This is a genomic window from Pseudofrankia inefficax, assembly GCF_000166135.1.
In the GTDB taxonomy this organism is placed as follows: domain Bacteria; phylum Actinomycetota; class Actinomycetes; order Frankiales; family Frankiaceae; genus Pseudofrankia; species Pseudofrankia inefficax.
The window spans coordinates 7,936,676-7,957,988 of sequence record NC_014666.1; the positions used below are offsets into that span (position 1 = coordinate 7,936,676).

Annotated in this window: 23 protein-coding genes; 10 read left to right on the forward strand and 13 right to left on the reverse strand. The window is 69.8% G+C overall.

From position 1 onward, the window contains the following. Positions 1-309 precede the first annotated feature (309 nt). Positions 310-1,707, reverse strand: coding sequence for a serine/threonine-protein kinase (locus tag FRAEUI1C_RS41745; protein WP_269724373.1), 1,398 nt, complete (start codon positions 1,705-1,707; stop codon positions 310-312). 377 nt (positions 1,708-2,084) lie between these two features. On the opposite strand from FRAEUI1C_RS41745, the gene FRAEUI1C_RS40515 reads away from it, so the two are divergent. Continuing rightward, entirely contained in the window at positions 2,085-2,240 is a 156-nt protein-coding gene (locus tag FRAEUI1C_RS40515; RefSeq protein WP_013427558.1) for a DUF6131 family protein, read from the forward strand. 452 nt (positions 2,241-2,692) lie between these two features. Here FRAEUI1C_RS40515 and FRAEUI1C_RS32140 read toward each other — a convergent pair whose 3' ends face one another. The 3 genes from FRAEUI1C_RS32140 to FRAEUI1C_RS32150 all read right to left on the reverse strand — a co-directional run bounded on the left by FRAEUI1C_RS32140 (position 2,693) and on the right by FRAEUI1C_RS32150 (position 4,360). Continuing rightward, complete coding sequence (locus FRAEUI1C_RS32140; protein WP_198318661.1) at positions 2,693-2,914, reverse strand: glycosyltransferase; 222 nt, start codon at positions 2,912-2,914, stop codon at positions 2,693-2,695. 223 nt (positions 2,915-3,137) lie between these two features. Further along, positions 3,138-4,046 (reverse strand): hypothetical protein, encoded by a 909-nt coding sequence (locus tag FRAEUI1C_RS32145; protein ID WP_041259787.1) that lies wholly within the window; start codon positions 4,044-4,046, stop codon positions 3,138-3,140. Beyond that, positions 4,043-4,360 (reverse strand): PadR family transcriptional regulator, encoded by a 318-nt coding sequence (locus FRAEUI1C_RS32150; RefSeq protein WP_013427560.1) that lies wholly within the window; start codon positions 4,358-4,360, stop codon positions 4,043-4,045. Before FRAEUI1C_RS32150 ends, FRAEUI1C_RS32145 begins: the two co-directional genes overlap by 4 nt. Positions 4,361-4,608: 248 nt before the next feature. Here FRAEUI1C_RS32150 and FRAEUI1C_RS32155 point away from each other — a divergent pair, with 248 nt between their 5' ends. From FRAEUI1C_RS32155 to FRAEUI1C_RS32165, 3 genes are all read left to right on the forward strand, one after another. Continuing rightward, positions 4,609-5,217, forward strand: a complete 609-nt coding sequence (locus FRAEUI1C_RS32155) for a hypothetical protein (protein WP_013427561.1) — start codon at positions 4,609-4,611, stop codon at positions 5,215-5,217. Between the two features lie 718 nt (positions 5,218-5,935). Then, positions 5,936-6,664 (forward strand): toll/interleukin-1 receptor domain-containing protein, encoded by a 729-nt coding sequence (locus tag FRAEUI1C_RS32160; protein WP_013427562.1) that lies wholly within the window; start codon positions 5,936-5,938, stop codon positions 6,662-6,664. A gap of 33 nt (positions 6,665-6,697) precedes the next feature. Further along, complete coding sequence (locus FRAEUI1C_RS32165) at positions 6,698-7,441, forward strand: WD40 repeat domain-containing protein (RefSeq protein WP_198318662.1); 744 nt, start codon at positions 6,698-6,700, stop codon at positions 7,439-7,441. Between the two features lie 317 nt (positions 7,442-7,758). Here the strand turns inward: FRAEUI1C_RS32165 and FRAEUI1C_RS39895 are convergent, their stop codons facing one another. The 3 genes from FRAEUI1C_RS39895 to FRAEUI1C_RS41405 form a co-directional block, all read right to left on the reverse strand. Next, positions 7,759-7,917, reverse strand: coding sequence for a hypothetical protein (locus FRAEUI1C_RS39895; protein ID WP_157735117.1), 159 nt, complete (start codon positions 7,915-7,917; stop codon positions 7,759-7,761). Positions 7,918-8,226: 309 nt separating this feature from the next. Continuing rightward, a complete protein-coding gene (locus tag FRAEUI1C_RS32170) occupies positions 8,227-8,835 on the reverse strand; it encodes a class I SAM-dependent methyltransferase (protein ID WP_232425198.1) in 609 nt (202 codons plus the stop codon). Between the two features lie 61 nt (positions 8,836-8,896). Beyond that, the gene (locus FRAEUI1C_RS41405) at positions 8,897-9,361 is read right to left on the reverse strand and encodes an SRPBCC family protein (RefSeq protein ID WP_013427566.1); all 465 of its coding nucleotides are present in this window, start codon (positions 9,359-9,361) and stop codon (positions 8,897-8,899) included. 161 nt (positions 9,362-9,522) lie between these two features. On the opposite strand from FRAEUI1C_RS41405, the gene FRAEUI1C_RS32180 reads away from it, so the two are divergent. Beyond that, positions 9,523-9,693 carry a CsbD family protein gene (locus FRAEUI1C_RS32180; protein ID WP_013427567.1) on the forward strand — a complete coding sequence of 57 codons (171 nt, stop codon included), beginning with the start codon at positions 9,523-9,525 and terminating at the stop codon, positions 9,691-9,693. A 200-nt stretch (positions 9,694-9,893) separates the two neighbouring features. Here the strand turns inward: FRAEUI1C_RS32180 and tal are convergent, their stop codons facing one another. The 3 genes from tal to FRAEUI1C_RS32195 all read right to left on the reverse strand — a co-directional run bounded on the left by tal (position 9,894) and on the right by FRAEUI1C_RS32195 (position 14,626). After that, on the reverse strand, positions 9,894-11,000 hold the full coding sequence (gene tal, locus FRAEUI1C_RS32185; protein ID WP_013427568.1) for a transaldolase: 1,107 nt from the start codon (positions 10,998-11,000) through the stop codon (positions 9,894-9,896). Between the two features lie 33 nt (positions 11,001-11,033). After that, on the reverse strand, positions 11,034-13,274 hold the full coding sequence (gene tkt, locus FRAEUI1C_RS32190) for a transketolase (protein WP_013427569.1): 2,241 nt from the start codon (positions 13,272-13,274) through the stop codon (positions 11,034-11,036). Positions 13,275-13,435: 161 nt separating this feature from the next. Beyond that, positions 13,436-14,626, reverse strand: a complete 1,191-nt coding sequence (locus tag FRAEUI1C_RS32195) for a PP2C family protein-serine/threonine phosphatase (RefSeq protein ID WP_013427570.1) — start codon at positions 14,624-14,626, stop codon at positions 13,436-13,438. Between the two features lie 303 nt (positions 14,627-14,929). Here FRAEUI1C_RS32195 and FRAEUI1C_RS32200 point away from each other — a divergent pair, with 303 nt between their 5' ends. From FRAEUI1C_RS32200 to FRAEUI1C_RS32210, 3 genes are all read left to right on the forward strand, one after another. Next, positions 14,930-15,430, forward strand: coding sequence for a hemerythrin domain-containing protein (locus FRAEUI1C_RS32200; RefSeq protein ID WP_013427571.1), 501 nt, complete (start codon positions 14,930-14,932; stop codon positions 15,428-15,430). Between the two features lie 57 nt (positions 15,431-15,487). Further along, on the forward strand, positions 15,488-15,769 hold the full coding sequence (locus FRAEUI1C_RS32205) for a hypothetical protein (protein ID WP_013427572.1): 282 nt from the start codon (positions 15,488-15,490) through the stop codon (positions 15,767-15,769). Positions 15,770-15,885: 116 nt separating this feature from the next. Further along, positions 15,886-17,094 (forward strand): zinc-dependent alcohol dehydrogenase, encoded by a 1,209-nt coding sequence (locus FRAEUI1C_RS32210; protein WP_013427573.1) that lies wholly within the window; start codon positions 15,886-15,888, stop codon positions 17,092-17,094. On the opposite strand, the gene FRAEUI1C_RS32215 is transcribed toward FRAEUI1C_RS32210, so the two are convergent. After that, positions 17,091-18,347, reverse strand: a complete 1,257-nt coding sequence (locus FRAEUI1C_RS32215; protein ID WP_013427574.1) for an iron-containing redox enzyme family protein — start codon at positions 18,345-18,347, stop codon at positions 17,091-17,093. The two genes, FRAEUI1C_RS32210 and FRAEUI1C_RS32215, sit on opposite strands and share 4 nt — an antisense overlap. Before the next feature lie 28 nt (positions 18,348-18,375). Here FRAEUI1C_RS32215 and FRAEUI1C_RS32220 point away from each other — a divergent pair, with 28 nt between their 5' ends. Then, positions 18,376-19,092, forward strand: a complete 717-nt coding sequence (locus FRAEUI1C_RS32220; protein WP_013427575.1) for a class I SAM-dependent methyltransferase — start codon at positions 18,376-18,378, stop codon at positions 19,090-19,092. Between the two features lie 14 nt (positions 19,093-19,106). Here the strand turns inward: FRAEUI1C_RS32220 and FRAEUI1C_RS37825 are convergent, their stop codons facing one another. Next, positions 19,107-19,331 carry a hypervirulence associated TUDOR domain-containing protein gene (locus FRAEUI1C_RS37825; protein WP_013427576.1) on the reverse strand — a complete coding sequence of 75 codons (225 nt, stop codon included), beginning with the start codon at positions 19,329-19,331 and terminating at the stop codon, positions 19,107-19,109. A 117-nt stretch (positions 19,332-19,448) separates the two neighbouring features. After that, positions 19,449-19,949 carry a hemerythrin domain-containing protein gene (locus tag FRAEUI1C_RS32225; RefSeq protein WP_013427577.1) on the reverse strand — a complete coding sequence of 167 codons (501 nt, stop codon included), beginning with the start codon at positions 19,947-19,949 and terminating at the stop codon, positions 19,449-19,451. 273 nt (positions 19,950-20,222) lie between these two features. Here FRAEUI1C_RS32225 and FRAEUI1C_RS32230 point away from each other — a divergent pair, with 273 nt between their 5' ends. Then, on the forward strand, positions 20,223-21,296 hold the full coding sequence (locus FRAEUI1C_RS32230) for an NAD-dependent epimerase/dehydratase family protein (protein WP_013427578.1): 1,074 nt from the start codon (positions 20,223-20,225) through the stop codon (positions 21,294-21,296). The last annotated feature ends 17 nt before the right edge of the window (positions 21,297-21,313 follow it).

Genomic DNA, 21,313 nt, shown 5'->3' on the forward strand with positions numbered 1-21,313 from the left:
CTGGTCAGCGCTACAACCTTCTACAGCGTGCCCCGCCGGGGGCACGCTGTAAATGATCTTCGTCTGAATATTTGTGCTGGTAAAACAGGGTGAGCGATATCGCGGCTAACCCTGGCCGCTCAGGCCCGCAGGGGACCGCATCGGTCGCCACCAGCGGTTTTGCTGACCACGAGCAGGCGCAGGTCCGTGCCCTACGGGGGTAACCCCAGCAAGCACCTTGACGGCCGGCCCGAAACGCCGACCTACTTCAGCCGCCAGCTGGCGCAGGATGCTGTTGCTCGACTCGTCACAAGAGAGCCCTATTACGCTTCAGTGCGGCTTCGGGGTCTTGGTTCGGGGTGACGCCCGTTGCTGCTGACCGTGCAAACCGGCCTTCGGTTGCGGGGCCGGGGGAAGGCCGGCTGAGCTCGGATGGACTGCGGCCGATGGTCCCGGGCCGTGTGCATCAGGGTCGGTCTCGGGCGACGGCCTTGCGGGTGCCGCGGGATCGGTGATCTGATCGTCCACCTGGCCCGTTCCCGTAACGCTCGTCGGGCCAGTCGTCGCCGGGGCGGGCGTCCCGGAGCCGGGGGAGGCCGGCCCCGCGGAGACCGGCCGCGGCGCCGGGGCCGCTCCGGAACCGTCCCGGGGCGCCTGCGCGATGAGCGCGGTTCCCGTGATGGCAAGTGCGGCGACCACTCCGGCAGCCGGGAGCAGGACGCGCTGCCTGCGAGGACGGGGCGCGGGTAGCCGTGGCGGTCGGGGATCGAGCCACCGGCCGGACGCGGTCGGGATCGAGCCCGCACGGGCGCGCGGCGATGCGGCGGTGAGTTCGTAAGCCAGGGAGGTTTCCCGGAGCTCGGCCAGGAGTTCCGCCGCGGTGGGGCGGCGCGCCGGAGCCTTGTCCAAAGCCGCGGCTACCAGACGGCGCAGGCCATTGGGGATGTCAGACAGGTCCGGGACGGAGTTGACGGTCCGGTAAAGCACAGCCTCGGCGGGACCGTCACCGAACGGCGCACGCCCGGTCGAGGCGAAGACCAGCGTGAGCGCCCACGAGAAGATGTCGACCTTGGACGTCGGACGGCCCCCGTCCAGCAGAAGTTCGGGGGCTATGTAGCCGACGCTTCCCAATACCAGACCGGACGCTGTCACGGTTTCCGGCAGGCCGGCCACAATGCCGAAATCGATGATCTTCGGGCCGTCGTCGGCCAGCATGATGTTGCTGGGTTTCAGGTCCCGGTGCACGACCCCCACCTCGTGGACGGCACACAGCGCCTCGGCCGTGCCGACCGCCAGGGCGCGCAGCCGGCGGCCGGACAGCGGCCCATCCGCCGGGACCGAGGCCGCCAATGTCGGCCCCCGCACATACTCGGTCGCCAGCCAAGCCGGCTCGCCGAGCGGGTCGGCGTCCAGCAGTGTCGCGACCCGCGGGCTGTCGATCGCAGCGACGGCCACCACCTCCCGGGCGAACCGCCGCCCCAGCGCCAGGTCGGAGGCGAGGTCGTCACGAAGCACCTTGACCGCGGCCAGCCGTCCCGCCGCATCCGAACCGAGATACACCGTGCCCATGCCACCGCTGCCGAGCCGAGCCCTCAGCCGATAGGGGCCGACGGCCGTCGGATCGTTGGCCCGCAGTGCCTTACGGATCTCGCCAGTCGGGACCATCAGACCCCTCGCTCGCAGCGCACTCGATCGTCGCTTCCCGCACCCCTTGACCTGCCCGACCACCGCTCAATGTGGTGCGAATACCCACACGCCGGACAGTAAAACGGCGGCCAGGAGACGCGCACCGGTGGCCGGTGGGAGAGTCCTCTCGCGTTCGCCGACCCAGCCCCACCTGGCAATCCCTAAGGCCCTCCAGCCCGCTCGCCCGGAACTCCCCGGCCTCCGGAAGACCCTCATTAGCGGCTTGCTCGGCGGCGACGGCCCGTCGTGTTCAGCTCGGACGGGAAACGAGGTGTAGGGCGCGCGGAGTGGGGCAGGCAGGCGGTACCGGTCCACCCAGCCCTCGACGGCCACCGTCAGAGGGACGCGAAGGTCGTCGCCCCAGGCGACTCGCGGCTTCCTGGGAGCACGGACCGCCATGTCACATCGGAGGCATCACTATGATTGCCGCAGGCATCATTGCCCTGCTCCTCGGGTTCCTGTTTGGAATCCCGATTCTCTGGACGATCGGCATCATCCTGGTCGTCGTCGGCCTCGTCCTACTCGTGCTCGGCCAGACCGGGCGTGCGGTGGGGGGCCGTAGGCACTATTTTTGACAGACACAGGTCCGCGCGCGCCGGCACCCCCAACCCGTCGTGCGCGGCCCATTTTCCCAGCGCCAGCGCGAATCGACGTGGACGAGGTTTCTCGACCCGCGGGTTAGATTCTCCTCGTCCACGTGGATTCGCGCTGGCGTGTATGGGGCGAGCTTACGGTCTCGACGCGGAGGGTCTACAGCGAGCCAGCGAGCGACCATTAGATCCCGGCTATCTCGATGCGGCGCATACAGGCTAAACCCTGGGTCGGCGGCGCTGCTGCCGGTCTGACATCGGCGCGATCATCGCCCTGTTGATCTTGTCATGTGCGACGGCGCGTTTGGACTGCTGTGCGTAATCGGGACGCACCGGTGCCGTGCCCGAGGCTCCGTAGCCGCGCATGTCCGGGCAGACCACGGTGTCTGTGTCCAGGTCCAGGGCCGGATCCGAGGACGCAGCCCAGCACCCGGGGCCTATGCGGCGACCGCGGTGAGCACCTCGTCCCAGTCACGGAGGAGCCTGCCGAGGCCGTAACGGTCGGGCGCCGCCTGGCGGGCCTTCTCGCCGTAGGCGCGGGCGAGGTCGAGATCGGCGGTGAAGTGGCGGGCGGCGTCGGCGAGGACGTCCGGGTCGGTGGACGGCACGCCGGCTCCGGGCGGTACGGCCTCGTACGCGTAGGTGGTCGCGAGCGCCACCACCGGCTACTGGCGCCCGCGAGCGCGATCGTCTGCCAGAACACGACGGCCGCTGGTGGGCCGCCGGTGAGGGTGCGTAGGCAGCCGGAGACCTTCTGACCGAGCTTGCGCAGGTCGCGCCCGGAACCGTTGTTATCGGGTGGGACGCGCCGGTCGAGGGCGAGACGCAGGTAGTCGTCCTGCCCGTCGATCAGCCGGTGCGCCCGCGCGTTCCGCGTGCGGACTAGCTAGAGAGCGCGCCGGACGCCCGAAGGGCGGGACGCAGACCCCGGGATGCCGTGGTGAGGGCCCCGACGGAGGCTCCGATCGCTGTGACCAGGACCAGTCCGACGAAGATCAGCCCGGGGGCTGCGACACCCTCGGTGTGCGCGGTTCGCAGCATCAGGACCACGGCTGCCGTGGATGCCGCGGTAGCGAGGGTCAGCAGCGCGGCGACGGGAAGTGCCAGCAGTCCGGGTAAGCGCAGCGCGCGGGCCGGCGGCGCGGCTCGGGTGGTCGCGAGCGCTGGCCCGACGCCGGCGGCGACCAGGGCACACACGAACCCAAGCGTCCAGACGACCAGGCCGCCGACGAACAGCCCGGAGAAGTGCGGGTTCTGCGCGATCGGCGGATATGTCTGCCGCCAGGCGACGAGCCCGGCGAGCCCCAGCAGATCCAGCACGACCGCCAGCGCCGCGACCAGCAGCGGACGGATGATCGACCATTCGCCCCGGCGGGCGGCCACCAGGAAAACCCGTAGCACGGGAACCGACGCGATGACGATCAACACGGCGCTCATCGCGATGGCGACCAGCGACGCGTTGAGCAACGGAAGTACACCCGCCGGCACGTGTGCGGGTTCCGGGTCCAACAGTGCCCGGTTGATGGCCGGCGTCACGAGAAAGCCGGCACACCAACAGACCCAGGTGGTGACGACCGTCGCCTGTAGTCGCCGGCGAACTCGTTCCGCGCCCTCGGCCGGCACTATCGCCCGGCTCCACGCGCGAGCGGCACCCCCGATCAGGTCAAGGACGGTCTGTGGGCCGACCTCGGTGTCCTGCACCAGGCCACGGATCTCCTCGCCGTACCGTTCCCGAAACGACGGCGGATAGCAGGACAGCGCCATCGAGGCGATCCTGCGGGCCGCGTTCACGCCGTCGCCGTGTCAAGACGGGACAGGCCGGTCCAGGCGAGCGACCGCATCGCCGTCAGCCGCTCGCGCAGCACCGCCGCACCCGCCGCGGTGATCCGATACGGCCGGCGCCGCTGCTCCCCTGCCATCGCCTGGACGAACCCGCGTTCCTCCAGCCGAGACAGCGCCCCGTATAAGGTGCCGGGCCCGAGCGTCACCCCAGCCTGCTCCGCGATGTCCGCCGTCATCGCGTACCCGTGCTTCGGCCCGCCGGCCAGACTGGTCAGGATCAACACCGCCGGATCCGCCCAGCCCACCTCATCCTTACGCCGCATACGACCTCCGTCTCACGTAGTACGCGAAACGTAGGACAGGTCGACGCGGCCGTCAAGGACCGACCCGGGCCGGCCGGGCGAGCGCTCGCGGGTCGAACGGCCAGCCGCGCCGCCTCCCGACCGGGCGATCGTCCCGGTGTCTGCCGCCGTTTCGCCCACATCGAGGGGGCCTGCCCCACGCGTCTGAGCGCTTTGCTGTTCGGCGTGTCGGAAGTCCGATAGTTCCTGGTAGGCGAATAATCCGCGCCATGGCTCATCCGCGACGGTTCGCCCTCGCCGCCGTGTTCGTGCTCGCGCTGGCGGGCTGCACCCTGCCGGGATCGACTGCCTCCGGGTCGACCAGTAGCCCGACCAGTGCCGACTCGGCCCAGCCCGGACCGCTGGTCGACTCGACGGCGACCTCAACCGTCTACCCGGCGCACTGTCAGGCGAGGGACAACAACGAAGAGCCCGACCCGACCTGCACACCCGGCGCGCTGAACCCCGCGGTCACCCAGGCCACGATCGGCTCAACGATCTGCAAGTCCGGCTGGACGGCCACGATCCGCCCGCCCACGTCCTACACCAACACGATCAAACGTGAGGCGATCGCCGCATACGGCGACTACGCCGGCACCGCGATGGGCAACTACGAACTCGACCACCTGATCTCCCTGGAGATCGGTGGATCCCCGACCGCGGTCGCGAACCTGTGGCCCGAGAAGGGAGAACACAACGACAAGGACCCCGTCGAGAACGCCGCCAAGCGCGCCGTCTGCTCCGGCCAGATGAGCCTTGCTGACGTCCAACAGCAGATCGCCACCAACTGGGTCGCCCTCGGCCACGAACTCGGCGTCACGGGCATCCCCGCCACCTGAGTCGAGGACCTTCGGACAGCGCACGGCGCCTGTCGGGCGGTTGCAGCCGGGAGTTGGCTGGCGCTCCGGCCGCCGAGCCAACCCGCGGGGACGATTCGCTCGGACTACTGTAAAAGGGCCGGCAGTCTCCATCCCCCCCCGTAGGTGGCTGCCTGTCTCGGATTTTCGGGGCCTCGACGGTCCGTGTCCGCGGCCAACCCGACAGCGCGGGCGCGACGCCGACCGACCCTGGCAGCGTCGATCAACCGTCTGATGGCAGACTCGGCGCGCAGCGGAGTTCCCAGAGCACAGGGACTTGTCTCAGCGGACCCCCTCGTCTGGGAACTCCGCTGCCCGTTCTGGCTAATACTCGGTCCTTCGCCGAGCGTTGACCCGGCTCCCGTCGGAAGCGTCGCGTCGGCCTGCCGCCATCTCGACCTCGCCAGGGCGGTCTCCTGTCCCGGTCTCTGTTCTGTATTGATCCGGGACGAACTCCGGGGGCGGGTTCGCAGACTGGGTGACGATGCAAGGCCGGTGGACCGACCTGGTCGTGGCCTTGCCCGAGGTGGCCGTGGACAACCGGACTACCGGGCTGGATAACGTCGCCATGATCGTGGGGCGAGTCGGAAGATGGGGACGATATGCGGCTGGCATAGGATTTCTGGTGTCCCCTGGACCGTCTCTTGGCAAGGCGGCTGCCGACACCCAACGTCGGCCAGTGGTGGGAGGATCAGGCGCTGTGTCCGACAGGGGCGCCGCAGGCAGGCGGCCAGCGCCAGAGTGGGATTTTTTCATCTCCTACACGGGCGCGGACCTGGCGTGGGCCGAGTGGGTCGCCTGGCATTTGGAGGATGCCGGTTACCGGGTGCTGGTTCAAGCGTGGGACTTCGTGCCTGGGTCTAACTGGTCGGTGCGCATGCAGGAGGGCGTCACCAAGGCGGAACGCACCATAGTGCTGCTCTCCGCCGCCTACCTGGATTCGGTGTACGGCCAGGCCGAGTGGCTGGCCGTACAGGCTGCCGACCCCTTGGGGTTCACCCGTAGGCTGCTGCCCATCAGGGTGGAAGAGTGTCCGCGTCCCGTCCTGCTTGGACAGATCGTCTCGTTCGACCTGTTCGGCCAGTCACCGGAGGCAACCCGCCTTCATCTGCTCGGCAATATCGCCGCCGCGCTCGCGGGACGCGCGAAGCCGGCGGTCGCACCGACCTTCCCTCGCCACAGACGACCGAGCCTGCTATCAGGCAAGCCGGACATCGCCCGCTCGACATCTCCAGCCCCCGCCGCCCAGCTGGCCCCCGTGCGCCCAGCGGAGCCATCCCGGCGGCGACCGGTGGACTCCGGCGTCAGACCGGATCGCGCGGCGCAGGACCCGACGACCCGACACCCTGACCACGGGCGCAGCGACAGCTACGCCCAGACCGCCGGACATGTGGATACGGAACCGGCCGGCGCGCGGCCACCTCGATGACCGAGACTCGCGTGGCCGCGTATGGCGGCAACCTTGCCTGCCGCCTCCGGCGACAAGCGCCGCTGGGCCAGCCTGCTGCGCCACCGTCGGATCCTCGCCCCGCTTACGGTCGTCATGGCCGCTGCTATCACCGCCGCCGCGCTGATCGCCACAGTTCCGGGCCACCGACGGGAAGGCGAAGCCTCCCAGCACACCACGACCCTGTCACCGCCTCCTGCTGTGGACTGGTCCAGCACCACCCTGCCGCCCGGCCCCACCAGCGCGGTGAGCTCGGTGGCGTTCTCCCCGGACGGACACACCCTCGCCGCCGGCACCTACGAGGGATTGAAATTGTGGGACGTCACCCAACCGGCCCACCCCAAACCCATCGGGAATCCGAACAACTCGCTCCACCCGCTGCTCTCGGTCGCGTTCTCCCCGAACAGGCACACCCTGGCCGCAGCCGTAGGTCCCGGCCCCACCGGCTCCGACACCTACGGCTCGGTGTGGCTGTGGAACATCAGCGACCCCGCCCACCCCACCCGGCTTGACACACCGACCGGCGCCGATCCGCTGGTGACCTCGGTCGCGTTCTCTCCGGACGGACACACCCTGGCCGCCAGCGCCGGCGGCCAGGTCGGCGGGGTCTGGCTGTGGAACGTCGTCAACCCGACCCACCCCGTGCAATTAAAGGCACTGCCCACCAGCCTGCCCTACTCGCTAGCGTTCTCCCCGGACGGGCGCACCCTGGCCGTCGGCTGCAGCGACGACACAACGCGTCTGTGGACAGCGGATTAAAGAACCCCGCGGGCCTCGCACGACGGCGTTAACAAACCGAAATGCTCGTCCTCGACACCGTCCACACGATCGACGACTTCTACCTCGGCCTGGTACGACTCCCCCGCCCCTGACACGACCGAAAGTGCCGAACCTCTGTGACGTAACGCTGCCACTCCTTGACCCGCTGCCGCTCCCAGATTCACGAACTCGGCGGCGGCGGCGGGAGGCTATCCACCTCGCGGAGTCGGTCCCCCGAGAAATGCACCCGGAAAGGTGAGCCACCGGCCCACGACGGGCCATAAATGGCACAGCCAGATAGCGCCGACAGAACGGCGCTATCCCGCCTGAACTCCTGTCGACGGCTGGGCCGCGTGCGACTCGATCCCCAGCAGGAGCAGCGCCTGCTCGACCACTCCTCCCGGAGAACTCGCGCCGGGAGTCTGATCCCCGGTGCCGGCCGGAGGGTCGCGGAGATCCGGGATTTCCTGCTGCATTCGGCGAGTGTACGCGCGCCAACGGCACGCCCGCAGTACAGCGACTTCGGGTGGACGGCACATGGGCGCAGTGCAGATTATTCACGACCAAGCCGGCATTCGATCCGCGACGTCTTCGGCGCCTCCCCCGGCTGACAACGCCGTCCATTTGGTCCATTTGAAGGGGCCGCCGCTCGGCGCCGACCCCTCCGCCCATGGTCGGAAGCGATAAGGAGGAAACAAGCGCGAAGGGGAGCGGCGGGGTGGGCGATCACGGCGCGGCCATGACATGGCGTCTGACCATGTCGCTCCCGCGCGGGCGCGACATGCTCATGGCGCCCCCGCGGACGCCGCGCGCATCACCTGGGCGAGGACGGCCGCGTCCCCGCCTGGCAGACGCGCCACGGCGTCCCGGACCCAGGTCACGCCCGCGAGCAGGTATCCCTCAGGCCGGAAGTAGGCCTGACCATCGGCGGCGAGCGTCTCCAGGATGGGCCAGACCGCCGAGTCGCGGCAGAAGGGGCCAAACGGAATCGGTCGGACGGCCCAGTCGAGCACCCGGTAGCCGCGACGGCCCGCCTCCGAGAGCACTCCTAGCGGGTCGGATATCGATGAGATCATCAGCATCGCCAGATCGAACGGACAGCCGAGGATCCGGCGAGTGACGGCCGCTCCCCGCGCCCCGCCGTGCAGCCCCGGCCCGTCGGGGCGCCGCGCCTCCGCCGGCAGGTAGGGCGGGTTGGCGACGACGCAGCGCTCCTTCGCACGGGCGGCGTATTCGAAGAAGTCACCGAACTCGACGGAGTAGTTCGCGGGACCCTTCCGATCGGCCAGCCGGCGAGCCGCCCGGTACGCACCTGGGTCGCGTTCGTAGCCGCGGACCGGAACGCTCGACTCGGACCGGTCAATCGCCTCCAGCAGCGGGATACCCGTGCCCACACCCAGCTCCGTCACCCCGTCCGCGAGGTAACGGCGCAAATCCCCGCGGCACAGAAGACGCTCAACGCACCACGCGTAGAACCCTGACTCCACCGGGTCGTAGAAGACCATGCCGCTCCAGCCGTCGCCCGGCCCCGAGCACGGTCTTCCCCGGGGGTAAACGCATTGGGTGCGTGCTCAAGACCGCGGGCAGCGCACCGTCACGCGCCCACCGTCCCGTACCCGCATGACCCGCCGCCAAGCTCTTCCACGCGACCCGCTCGTCCGGCAGCTGCTCGGTGATCGCCGCGTCGAACTCACGGTCCTGGCCACCCACCTTGACGTGCCAGTGCGTGTGGGTCGCGTCGAGCTGCTCGATCGACTCCACCCCGGTCATGAAGTGCGGAAACGACTCGAACTGGGTCCACTGGTTGTAGGCGGTACGCACCGGCACGCTTACGTCGATCGACTCCGCGACTGTGGTCGCCGTCAGAACTCTCCTCTTGTCGCTGATCCGGACCACCACGGCGTTCCAACGGCCGGCCATCGACAACACCCGAAGCGCCGGATCGCCGTGACGACAGATGAATCGCCCACACCCCCGGGAAACCTAGGCCGCACCCACCTGATTGTCCGGGTTACCCGATCAACACCGGGTACAGGCGCATCAGAGCCGCGCACGAGCGGCCCGTGACGAAGGAGTCCCCGATGAGCGTGATCGACAAGGCGAAGAACTCCCTGCAGCGCCTCACCGGACGCGGCAAGCGCACCGCGGGCCGGGTCAGCGGCAAGCCAGGTATGGAGGCTCGCGGCTCCGCGCGGAAGATCGGCGGCGACGTCAAGCAGGCTGGCGAGAACCTCAAGGACGCCGCGCGCTGACTCTCACGAGGCGGGCGCGGCAACGTCCGAGAATTCGCGGCGTCCGGCCGTGGTCGTAGCCGCGCCCGCGCGCAGGGAAAAATCCGCCAGCCCCCTGCTGTGACCGTCTACACAGGGGCCGCCCCATCTCGCATTGCGCGGACCGCCAGCCAGCCTGGCCCAGCTGGTGTGGACGCCACACGACGGTCCTCGTCTCCGAATCAACCGGCTTTGGCGAGTTCGTGTCGGACTGTGTCGGCTAGTTCGTTCCAGCTGGTGGTGAACTTCTGTATTCCTTGGTTTTCGAGTTCGGTGACGACGTCGTCGTAGTAGATGCCGACTTCAGCGAGGGCGGCGAGTTGTTGCGTGGCGTGGTCGTAGGTTCCGGTGATGGTGTCGCCGTGCACGTGGCCGTGGTCGGCGAACGCTTCGAGTGTCGCCCCGGGCATCGTGTTGACGGTGCCTTCGGCGACGAGGCCCTCGACGTAGCGGGTGTCGGGATAGTCCGGGTTCTTCACGCCGGTCGAGGCCCACAGCGGGCGTTGGGGGGTCGCGCCGGCGGCGGCCAGGTCGCGCCAGCGGTCGGTGGCGAGGGTGGCGTGGTGGACCTGGTAGGCGAGGCGGGCGTTGGCGAGCGCGGCCTGTCCTTTCAGGCTGCGCGCGGTGTCGGTGTTCAGGGCGTCGAGGCGGGCGTCAACCTCGGTGTCGAACCGGGAGACGAAAAACGAGGCAACGGAATGGATGCCAGACAGCGGCACCCCGGCGTCGCGGGCCTGGTCGAGACCGGTGAGGTAGGCGTCGATGACGGCCTGGTAGCGGTCGAGGGAGAAGATCAGGGTGACGTTGACGCTGATGCCCGCCGCGATGGTGGCGGTGATCGCGGGCAGGCCCTGTTCGGTGGCGGGAATCTTGACCAGAACGTTGGGCCGGTCGACGGCGTCGGCCAGCGTGCGGGCGGCGGTGATGGTGGCTTCGGTGTCGCGGGCTAGCCGGGGGTCGACCTCGATCGACACACGTCCGTCCACACCGCCGCTGGCCTCGAAGACCGGCTGGAACGCGTCGCAGGCGGTGCGCACGTCGTCGGTGGTGATCTGAAAGATCGCGTCGTCGACGGTGGCGTGCACGTCGGCGAGTGCGCGTAGCTGGTCGGTGTAGCGGTCGCCCTTGGCCAGCGCCGAGGCGAAGATCGTCGGGTTGGTCGTGACGCCGACGACGTGGCGGCGCTCGATCAGGTGTTGTAGCTCGCCGCCGGCGAGCAGTTCGCGCGACAGGTCGTCAAGCCAGACGGACACGCCGTGTGCGGACAGTTGGGCCAGGGGCTTGTTCATGGCGCTCCTACCTGGTGGGGAGGCGTGTGGCGGTCAGGCGGGGCGGTCGGCCGCGCCGCCGGCGGTCGGTGCGAAGCCGGCGGGGTGGCCGCCGGGGCGGGCGCCGTGGGCGGCGTCGCGCAGGCTTTCGTGCGCGGCCGCGACGATGGCGTCGGTGGTGAGGCCGAGCTCGCGGTAGAGGGTCTGGTAGTCGGCGGAGGCGCCGTAGTGTTCGACGCTGATGCTGCGCCCGGCGTCGCCGACGAGGCGTTCCCAGCCGGTGGCGACGCCGGCTTCGACGCTGACCCGCGCCGCGACGGCGGGCGGCAGCACCTGGTCGCGATAGTCCCGGCCCTGGGCGGCGAACCATTCGACGCAGGGCATCGAGACGACCCGGGTGCCGACGCCGGCGTCTTCGAGGGCGACGCGGGCCTGGAGTGCGAGGTGTACCTCGGATCCGGTCGCGATCAGGATGACCCGCAGGTCACGGTCGCTGTCGGCGAGGACGTAACCGCCTCGGGCGGCACCCGCCGCGGCGGCGTAGCCGTCCGGGCCGCGGTCCAGCACGGGCAGGTTCTGGCGCGAGAGGATCAGGCCGGCGGGCCGGTCGGTGTGTTCCAGGACGGCCTGCCAGCACACGGTGACCTCGTTGGCGTCCGCCGGCCGCACGACGTCGAGGCCGGGGATGGCCCGCAGCGCGGCGAGGTGCTCAACCGGCTGATGGGTCGGCCCGTCCTCGCCCAGGCCGATCGAGTCGTGCGTCCAGATGTAGATCGCCGGCAGGCGCATCAGCGCCGCGAGCCGGACAGCGGGACGCATGTAGTCCGAGAAGCACAGGAACGTGCCGCCATAGGGCCGGGTCAGCGACTGCAGCGCGATGCCGTTGAGCGCCGCGCCCATCGCGTGTTCACGGATACCGAAATGCAGGGTCCGCCCATACGGCCCGCCCGGCCAGGCATCGGTCTGGCCGCCCTCCGGGATGAAGGACGGCGCGCCGGTCATGGTCGTGTTGTTCGACTCGGCAAGGTCGGCCGATCCGCCCCACAGCTCAGGCAGGACATCGGCGAGCGCGGTGAGGACCTCGCCGCTGGCCTTCCTCGTCGCCATCCCCATCGGATCGGCCTCGAAGGTCGGCAGGGCCTGGGTCCAACCATCAGGAAGCTTCCGCGCCCGCAACCGGTCGAGTAGTTCGGCCCGGTCGGGCTGCCCGTCACGCCACTTCTCGTAGTCAACATTCCAGCGCTCGCGGGCCGCACGACCACGCTCGCCGACCCGACGCGCATGGTCGAGCACGTCAGGCTCGACGGTGAAGCTCTCGTCGGGCGGGAAGCTCAACAGACGCTTCGTCGCGGCGACCTCGTCGGCGCCGAGCGCGGCCCCGTGCGCCTTACCGGTTCCCTGAGCGTTGGGAGCGGGCCAGGCGATGATCGTGTCAAGGACGATCAGTGACGGCCGCGTCGTCTCGGCCTGGGCGGCGTCGATCGCGGCGCGCAGGGCATCGACGTCCTCGACGTAACCGTCGGACGTGCGCCACTCGACGGTCTGGACGTGCCAGTGGTACGCGGCGTACCGGGCAGCGACGTCCTCCGAGAAGGAGATGTCGGTGTCGTCCTCGATCGAGATGTGGTTACGGTCGTAGAAGACGATCAGGTTCCCGAGCTCCTGCCGCCCGGCCAGGGAGCTGGCCTCGCTGGACAGGCCTTCCATCATGTCGCCGTCGGAGGCCAGCACGTAGACGTGATGGTCGAACGGGCTCGTACCGGGTGGTGCGTCCGGATCGAGCAGCCCCCGCTCACGGCGGGCCGCCATCGCCATCCCCACCGCCGCGCCGAAGCCCTGGCCGAGCGGCCCGGTGGTGATCTCCACGCCTCGGGTGTGCCGGAACTCTGGGTGTCCCGGGGTCTCCGAGTTCCACGTCCGGTACGCCTCCAGGTCGTCCAGCTCCAGGCCGTAGCCGGACAGGTATAGCTGGATGTAGAGCGTCAGGCTCGTGTGGCCGCAGGAAAGCACGAACCGGTCCCGGCCCAGCCACTGGTCGTCCGCCGGGTCGTGACGCAGCACGTCCTGGAACAGCAGGTACGCCAGCGGAGCCAGGCTCATCGCCGTGCCCGGATGGCCGTTGCCGACCTTCTGCACCGCGTCGGCGGCCAGCAGCCGGATCGTGTCGACCGACCGGATGTCGAGGTCGGTCCAGCCGACCCGCTCGGCCCGCGGCCACGACAGCGGCAAGGTCCGGCGCAGTTCCTGCCACCCGTCCGGCCGGCGGTCGTCCTGCGGCTGGGTTCCTGTACTCATCTGGACGGCCCTTCGAAGGGGTGCACGCGACGCGTCGCTACCCGCATCGGCGGGTGCGCGCGGACAATTACGAACACCGCGATGGTGAACCGCGGCCGGGTGACGCGGTCGGTGGCGCCCTACCCGATCAGCCGGCCCAGACACCCGCCGGTGCGGCGCGCTCAGATCTTCTTGTTGGCCTCATGCGGCCCGGCCCATTCGAGGAAGATGACAGTGGCGTCGTCCTGAAGCCGGCCGCCATGGTGGTCGATCAACGCGCGCATCAGACGGCGCAGGGTTTCCGGGACCGCCAGCCCGTCGGCGTGGTGCCGCACGACGAAGTCCACGAACCGGGACAGTCCAAACTCTCGGCCGGTCGCGTCGCGTGCCTCGGTCACGCCATCGGTGTAGAGCAGCAACCGGTCGCCCGGTTCGAGTTGCTCCTGGCACACCGTGGCGTCCAGGCCCAGGTCCATACCCAACGGGTAAGCCGGCGGGCAGGGCAGCGAGCTGACCCACCGCCCACCCCGGATCACGACAGGCGGATGGTGGCCGTAGTTGACCCAGCTGAGCTGCCCGCTGCTCGTGTCGAGGTCAGCCAGGATGGCCGTGACGAACCGGCCGGAGCCGAACTGCTCGACGAGCACCCGCTCGATCTCACGGCCGATCGTGACCGGGTCGGCGTTCTGCCGCCGGAAGGCACGGCACGCGGCCACCGAGAGGTTCGACGCCAGACCGGCCGCGGTGTCGTGCCCCATCGCGTCGAAGACCGCGATGTGGACGATGTCCCCGGCGACCGCGTAGTCGAAGGCGTCGCCGCCGACCTCGTACGCCGGCTCCATCGCCGCGCCGACGACGACCCGCCGGTTGGCGAACGAGGACGGAGGCATCAGATGCCACTGCATCTCCGCCGCGACCGTCATCGGCTGCCGGCGAATCAGGCGGGCGTACGAGTCACTGACCTCCCGTTTACTCACCAGCAGAAGGCCCACGAGCGCGGCCAGCTCACGCAGCGCCGTCGCGGCGGCGTCGTCCCCGGAAGGAAGCTCGGCCCGCAGCACCCCCAGACGCTCCGTCCCGTCCAGGAGCGGCGCCCAGTGCACCACCCGGCCGTCATCCCCGGGCGCGGAGGCGACCACCGTACGCACGTCCCGGAACGCGCGGCCCGGCAGCGAACTGTCGACACCGAACTCCTGGCCATTCCCACCGGCATCAAGCCCTCGGCCCGTCAACTCCCGCAGCACCTGACCGCGAAGGTCCACAACGTAGAGCTGTACCTGCGCCAGATTAGCCTCGGCCGCGTGCTCGGCGACCAGTTCAGGCAACTGCTCGAAAACCGCCACCCGTCCCAGATCGAGCAGACCGCCCAGCATGCGGTTCCCCGGAGCAAACACCGCCACCACCCGTCGGACACCGACTCCTTCACGAGCCGGACCAGCCCGTACGGACACGTAGACCTTCACCGGCGACCAGCAGCCGCCATTCCGGCCTCCCTCACCGTACGCGTCGGCAGCAGAGGACCTCAACCTCCGCCACGCGGGACCAACCTCCGTCTCGCCGTAACCAGGCCAAACGAGCGTCAGCCAATGCTCGACCATCGCCGAGGTTTGGGAGCCGGGCCTGCGGGGAGGGGGCGCTCCAAAGAACACCCCGCGACGCAGGGACTCGGAGGAATCGTGTCGACTGACGCAATCGTCCTGCTGAAAGCGGATCACAAGGAGATCAAGGCGGTTTTCAAGCAGTTCCAGGAGACGGGCGAGGGCGCCTCCGCCACGAGGGGCAAACTCGTCACGAAAATCATCGAGCTGCTCACCGTACACACATATATCGAGAACGAGGTCATGTACCCGGAGGTACGCAACCTGCTGCCGGAGCTGGAGGACGACATCCTCGAGTCCTACGAGGAGCACCACGTCGCCGACGTGCTCGCCATGGAGCTCGCCGCCCTCCGGCCCGATGCCGAACGATTCACCGCCAAGACCACCGTCCTCATCGAAAATGTGACCCACCACACCGACGAAGAGGAAACGGAGTGGTTCCTGAAGGTACGGGAGAAGCTCGGCCGCAAGCAGCTCTCCGAAATCGGACAGCGGCTGCTAGAGGCGAAGGAAAAGGCCCCCCACAGCCCGGTACAGCCCAGCGCCGTCAAGAAGACGCTTGACGCCGTCATCAAATAGCCGGCTGGCAGGCCCGAACACCCGGCCGAGCCGAACGACGACCGAAGGTAGATGTTGATGGAGAGCAAGGACACGGCGGTCGACGACGACGATCGCCCCGCCCCTGGCAGCCTCACCGAGCAGTTCGCGGCCCGACCCGAGGCGACCGCGGGCACGCGGGCGGCCCAGCGAGGAAACGCCGGCTCCTGGGTCGCCGTCTCGATGATCATTCTGGGTTTCGCGCTTGGAGCCTGCGCCCTGCCCACGCACTGGCTGATCCTATGGATCTTGACCGGCGTCGCCCTCGTGGTCGGCGGCATCCGGGCGCTGACCTCGCGGATCATGGAGCAGGCCCACTGACACCCCGGCAGGCGCTCTGACGCCGGAGATGGCAGCCTGCCCTCCCCGATACCCGGAGTGGCGACCCGCGTTCTGACGAACCCCGTTCAGCTGCAGCGATCGGAGAGGTGCAGGCGATGAAGGCGTTGACGTGGCAGGGCAAGCGGGACGTGCGGGTGGAGGAGGTGCCGGACCCGCGGGTGAGTGAGCCGACGGACGCGGTCATCCGGGTCACGTCCACCGCGATCTGCGGTTCGGACCTGCATCTTTACGAGGTGCTCGGGATGTTCCTGCGGCCGGGGGACATTCTCGGTCACGAGGCGATGGGCGTGGTCGAGGAGGTCGGGCCGGAGGTGACGGGCCTGCGGCCTGGTGACCGGGTGGTGGTGCCGTTCAACATCTCCTGCGGTAATTGCTGGATGTGCGACCGGCAGCTGTACGCGCAGTGTGAGACCACTCAGGTTCGGGAGACCGGTAAGGGTGCCGCGCTGTTCGGCTATACCGCGCTGTACGGGGCTGTGCCGGGCGGGCAGGCCGAGTATCTGCGGGTTCCGCAGGCGCAGTTCGGCCCGTTGAAGGTGCCGGACGGGCCGCCGGATGAGCGGTTTCTCTACCTGTCCGACATCCTGCCGACCGCGTGGCAGGCCGTCGCCTACGCGGACGTGCCCGACGGCGGGACGCTGGCGGTGCTCGGGCTGGGCCCGGTCGGCCAGATGTGCGTACGCGTCGCCCGGCACGTGGGAGCCGGCGGGGTCCGGGCCGGCGCGCCGCGGGACGTCCGGGTGATCGGGGTGGACCGGGTGCCGGCGCGCCTCGGGCTGGCCGCGCGGCACGCTGAGGTTCTCGACCTCAGCCAGGGAGGCGACGTCGCGGACCGTCTGATCGAGCTGACCGGCGGGCGGGGGCCGGACGCCGTCGTGGACGCGGTCGGCATGGAGGCCCACGGAGCGCCGCTGGGGAAGGCCGCGCAGACCGCCGTCGGCCTGCTGCCGGACCTGCTGGCCCGGCCGCTGACCGAACGGTTCGGCGTCGACCGGCTGACCGCGCTGCACACCGCGATCCGGGCGGTCCGCCGCGGTGGGACCGTGTCGCTGTCCGGCGTCTACGGCGGTGAGGTCGACCCGATGCCGATGATGGACCTGTTCGACAAGGGCGTGCAGCTACGGATGGGACAGGCCCACGTACGCCGCTGGACTGAGCAGATACTCCCCCTGCTGACCGACAGCGACGTACTGGGCGTCGACGACTTCGCGACGCACCGCCTGCCGCTCACGGACGCCCCGCACGCCTACGAGATCTTCCAGAAGAAGCAGGACGACTGCGTCAAGGTCGTCCTGAAGCCCTAGCCGGCCGGGCGCAGCGATGAGCGGCCGGTGTTCCAGGCGTCGAGGATGGCGGTGGAGCACCGGCCCTCAACGGCCATGATCGCGCGTGCGCCGAACAGGATGTCGTCGGTGAGGGCTGGTTCGGCCTGTGCGAGGCCCTGGGCGAGCTGTTCGGCGGCGACGTGCTGGTGGTGGGCGTCCGCGACGACGTGTACCTCGAAGAAATGCCGGGCGTCGGCACCGAGGCCGTGGCGGCGAAGGGCTGCGGCGTAGGTGCCCATCGGTTCGACGGAGGTCATCTCGAAGATGGCGAGGTGGCCGATCAGTGCCGCGCGTAGGCGGCGGTGCAGGCCGAAGAACGTCGGGAGGTTCACAGTGGCGAGGGTGGTGGCGGGGATCCGGTCGAGGTAGTGGCCGTAGCTCGGGTCGAGGCCGAGCGTCAGCATGGTCACGCCGAAGAGGTTCTGGTGGGCGTCGGGCGCTCGGCCGTTGCCGTACTCGTCCATCTGGATCTCGATCAGGGCGGCCTTCGCGTAGCCGGACAGCCGGGGAATCGCCCACGAGTGCGGGTCGGCTTCCTTGAGCTGCAGCAGCGAGCGGTGGATGGCGAACTCGCGGAACTGGTCGAGCGAGCCCTCCTCGGCGAGGTAGCGCGACAGGGACGGCCCGGTCGAGCAGCCGATGATCTCTTGGAGGGCGGCGGGCACCTCGGACGGGCCGACCCCCTCGCACGGGGCGGCGCCGACCTGGGCGGCGAGCTGCCTCAGCCGGGTCTCCAGGTCGTTCTCCAGCTGGGCGCGCAGCGTGAGCAGGGTCGGTTCCCACTCCCACCGGTCGTCCACGCCCGCGAAGCCCCGGTAGTGCAGCTCGTAGAGGCAGTAGAGCGTAAGTGCGGCGTCCTCGCCGAGAAGCGGGTCGTCATCGGGCGCCGGCCACCCCGTGGGTGAGTGCGCGGGTCTGGCCAGCTGGCGCAGCAAGAACTCGCTCAGGGTCCCTCGCGCGGCTGGCAGCGCGCCCGGGGCCAGCTCGCGGGTTTCCAGCACGGTGCCATACCGGACCGGCCGCGTCGCCGTGCCGGCGCTTGACACGTGGCCAGTGCCATGGTCAGCAATCTTCGTGTGCACAGGTCGGGAATGCCCGGCCCGGAAGGGCGTAACCCCGCCGCCGGTCGTGCGGGGCGGGCGCGGAAATCCCGTCGTAACAAGCGGGGTTGGGGTCGGCGTGGCGGGTAGGTCGCCGGGCGACATGGCGGCGTCCAGGGTGGCTTGCGTCATCCCGCCGGCGGAGGTCAGGAGTGCTGGTATGCCGTTCTTTGATCCGATCGAGTCGGGGTTCTACGCGTCCTGCCTGGAGAACCTGCTGGCCGACATTAGGCTCGGGCCGGTCCTGACCGACGGGCTGGTGGAGCTCGGCGCGGGCACCGGCATCCCGATGGTCGAGGCGCTGCGGCGCCAGGAATCGACGGTGGCCGTGCGTGGCTTCGAGCTGGACGAGCGCTCGCAGCGCGTGGCCGCGAGCGTCGTGGAGAAGTCGGGGCTGGCGAACTACCAGGTCGTGCACGGCGACTTCTTCGACGGCGCCCACGCCGGGAACGAGCGATGCGCGGTCGCGAACCCGCCCTACCTCCCGGCCCCGGGTGACGCGCCGGAGCTGTGGGGCGGCGACACCGGTGCCGAGATCTCCCGGCGGGTGCTGTCCGAAGGTTTCGAGACCGTCCTGCTGCTGGTCTCGTCGATCTCCGACCCGGTCGGCCTGCTGGCCCATGCTCGGGCGGCCGGCTACCGGGTGTCGGATTGGATGGCCCGGCCCATCGTCTTCGGCGCCTTCACGCGCGACAGCCAGGTCAGTCGCCGGGTTGGTGAGCTGGCCCGAGACGGCCACGCGTTCTTCACCCCCGAGACCTATGTGATCGCCGGCGTCACCTGGGTCGCCGGCCCGGCGGGCCCTGACGACATTGAGGCGCTCACCCAGGTACTGACAGCCGGCCACGCATCCGCCATCGGCGGCGCGGCGGCCTGACGACGACCAGCCGGTCAGCGCGAACGGGTCTTACGCCGGATCTTCGTCAATGCGCCAGGCCTGTGCACGGCCTCACCACCATTGTCGCTGCGGACAAGATATTGCGGCTCCTCCGCGCTGGCCCGGACCGACCGACCGCCGGCCTCCGTGTCCGCGGTGAGCTCGCGGATGACCTCTCCGGACGCGGTGCCCCCATGACTGGACCAACAGACACGATCCCCCTTGGCGAACGTCGCCATGGTTCCCCTCCGTTCGTCTCGCTTCCGGGTGTTCCACCCGGAGCCCACACCCAAGCCGCCGCGGATACGGTGCACCGCAGCGAACAGGCGCTCCGGTCGCCGTCCCCGGCAGCACGACTACGCGAAATAGGCCTCGATGGTCTTCCTGACGGCGCCGGGCGCGACCGGGCCGCGCGGAGCCTGCTCTTTGGCCTCCAGCAGTCGCTGCCCGATCTCGGAGATCTTCGCGCGGCTGAGCCTCTCGCGAACCGTCGGGAACCAGCGCTCCTCCTCTTCGTCGATGTGGTGGGTCACGTTCTCGATCAGAACGGTGGCTTTGGCGGTGAAGCTGTCGGCGTCGTGGCGCAGAGCCGCGAGCTCCATCGTGAGGAGATCCGCGACGTGGTGCTCTTCGTGGGACTCAAGGACTTCCTCCCGAAGCTCGGGTAGGAGGGCCTGGACCTCCGGATACACAACCTCATTTTCGACATAGGTGTGCACTGTGAGCAGTTCGATGATGTTCCGTGCGACCGCGCCCCTCGCGGCAGAAGTTCCTCCACTCGCTTCGTCGAAGCGCTCGAAAGCAGTCCTGATCTCTTCGTGATCCACTTTCAGGAGAACAAGCGCATCCGTCGACATCGACTTCCTCCACGCTCGCCGCGTCAGTCACCGGCGTCAGGCTGACACTCGCGGTTTGCCCGCGCCGCGCGGGGCAGGGCGACGGAGAGGCCGCCAGAAGGATCACGCGTGTCGCCCGCCCGGCTCGCGGTCGTACGCACAGCTGAGGCGGCCCCCTACGAGGTGGCCGACGTGGATGCGGATACGTCTCCGACGACCAAGCCAACTTCGGCTGTCGACCCGGTGCGCGCCGTGGCCAGCTCGGACACACGGACATCCGCTACGGAGGTCGCCATGGACATCTCCAGGTCCGGTGCCGCGAGGGTCGTCGTCGTGGGTGCCTCGGGCAACGTCGGGACCGGCGTCCTGGCAGCGCTCGGAGGCTCCGCCCACGTCGCTGACATCACCGCGCTCGCCCGCCGGCCACCGACCCGGCCCGGCCCGAAGATCTCGTGGAGGGCCGCCGACATCACGGGCGATGACCTCGCGGGCGTGTTCGCCGGGGCCGACGTGGTGATCCACCTCGCGTGGCTCTTCCAGCCCACGCACGACCCGGCGGCTACGTGGCGGACGAACGTCCTCGGCAGCGCGCGCGTGTTCGACGCTGTCGCCCGGGCGGGTGTGCCGGCGTTGGTGGTCGCCTCGTCGGTGGGGGCCTACTCGCCGGGACCCCCGGACGACCGGGCTGTCGAGGAGGACTGGCCGACCGACGGCTGGCCGGGGGCCGCCTACACGCGCGAGAAGGCCTACGTCGAGCGGCTCCTTGACGTCTTCGAACGCGATCATCCCCGCGTGCGCGTCGTCCGGCTCCGCCCGGGTTTCATCTTCCAGCGGCCGGCGGCCAGCCAGCAGCGACGCCTGTTCATGGGACCGTTCGTGCCCGGCGGGCTCGTCCGGGCCGCCACGGTGCCTCTCGTTCCCGACATCGCCGGGCTGAGGTTCCAGGTCGTACACGCAGACGACGTGGCGGAGGCCTACGGTCTCGCGGCGGAGCGTGACGTGCGCGGGGCGTTCAACATCGCTGCGGAGCCCGTCGTCGACTGCCGCGTGCTCGCCGACCTCCTGGATGCCCGGGCCGTGCGGATGCCACCGCGGGCCGTCCGCGCCGCGCTCGTTGGCGCCTGGCGCCTGCACCTCGTGCCCACCGACCCGGGCCTGTTCGACGCGGTGATGCGTCTGCCCGTCATGAGCACCGCCCGAGCCAGGGCCGAACTCGGTTGGGCGCCCCGACACAATTCGCTCGCCGCGCTGAGGGACTTCCTCGCCGGACTGCAGGAGGGCGCGGGAGCCAGCACCGCGGCCCTCGCGCCCGCCACGCTGACGGGTCGCGCGGGCGAAGTGCTCACCGGCGTCGGCGGTCGCGCCTGACTCCCTCGGTGCCGGCC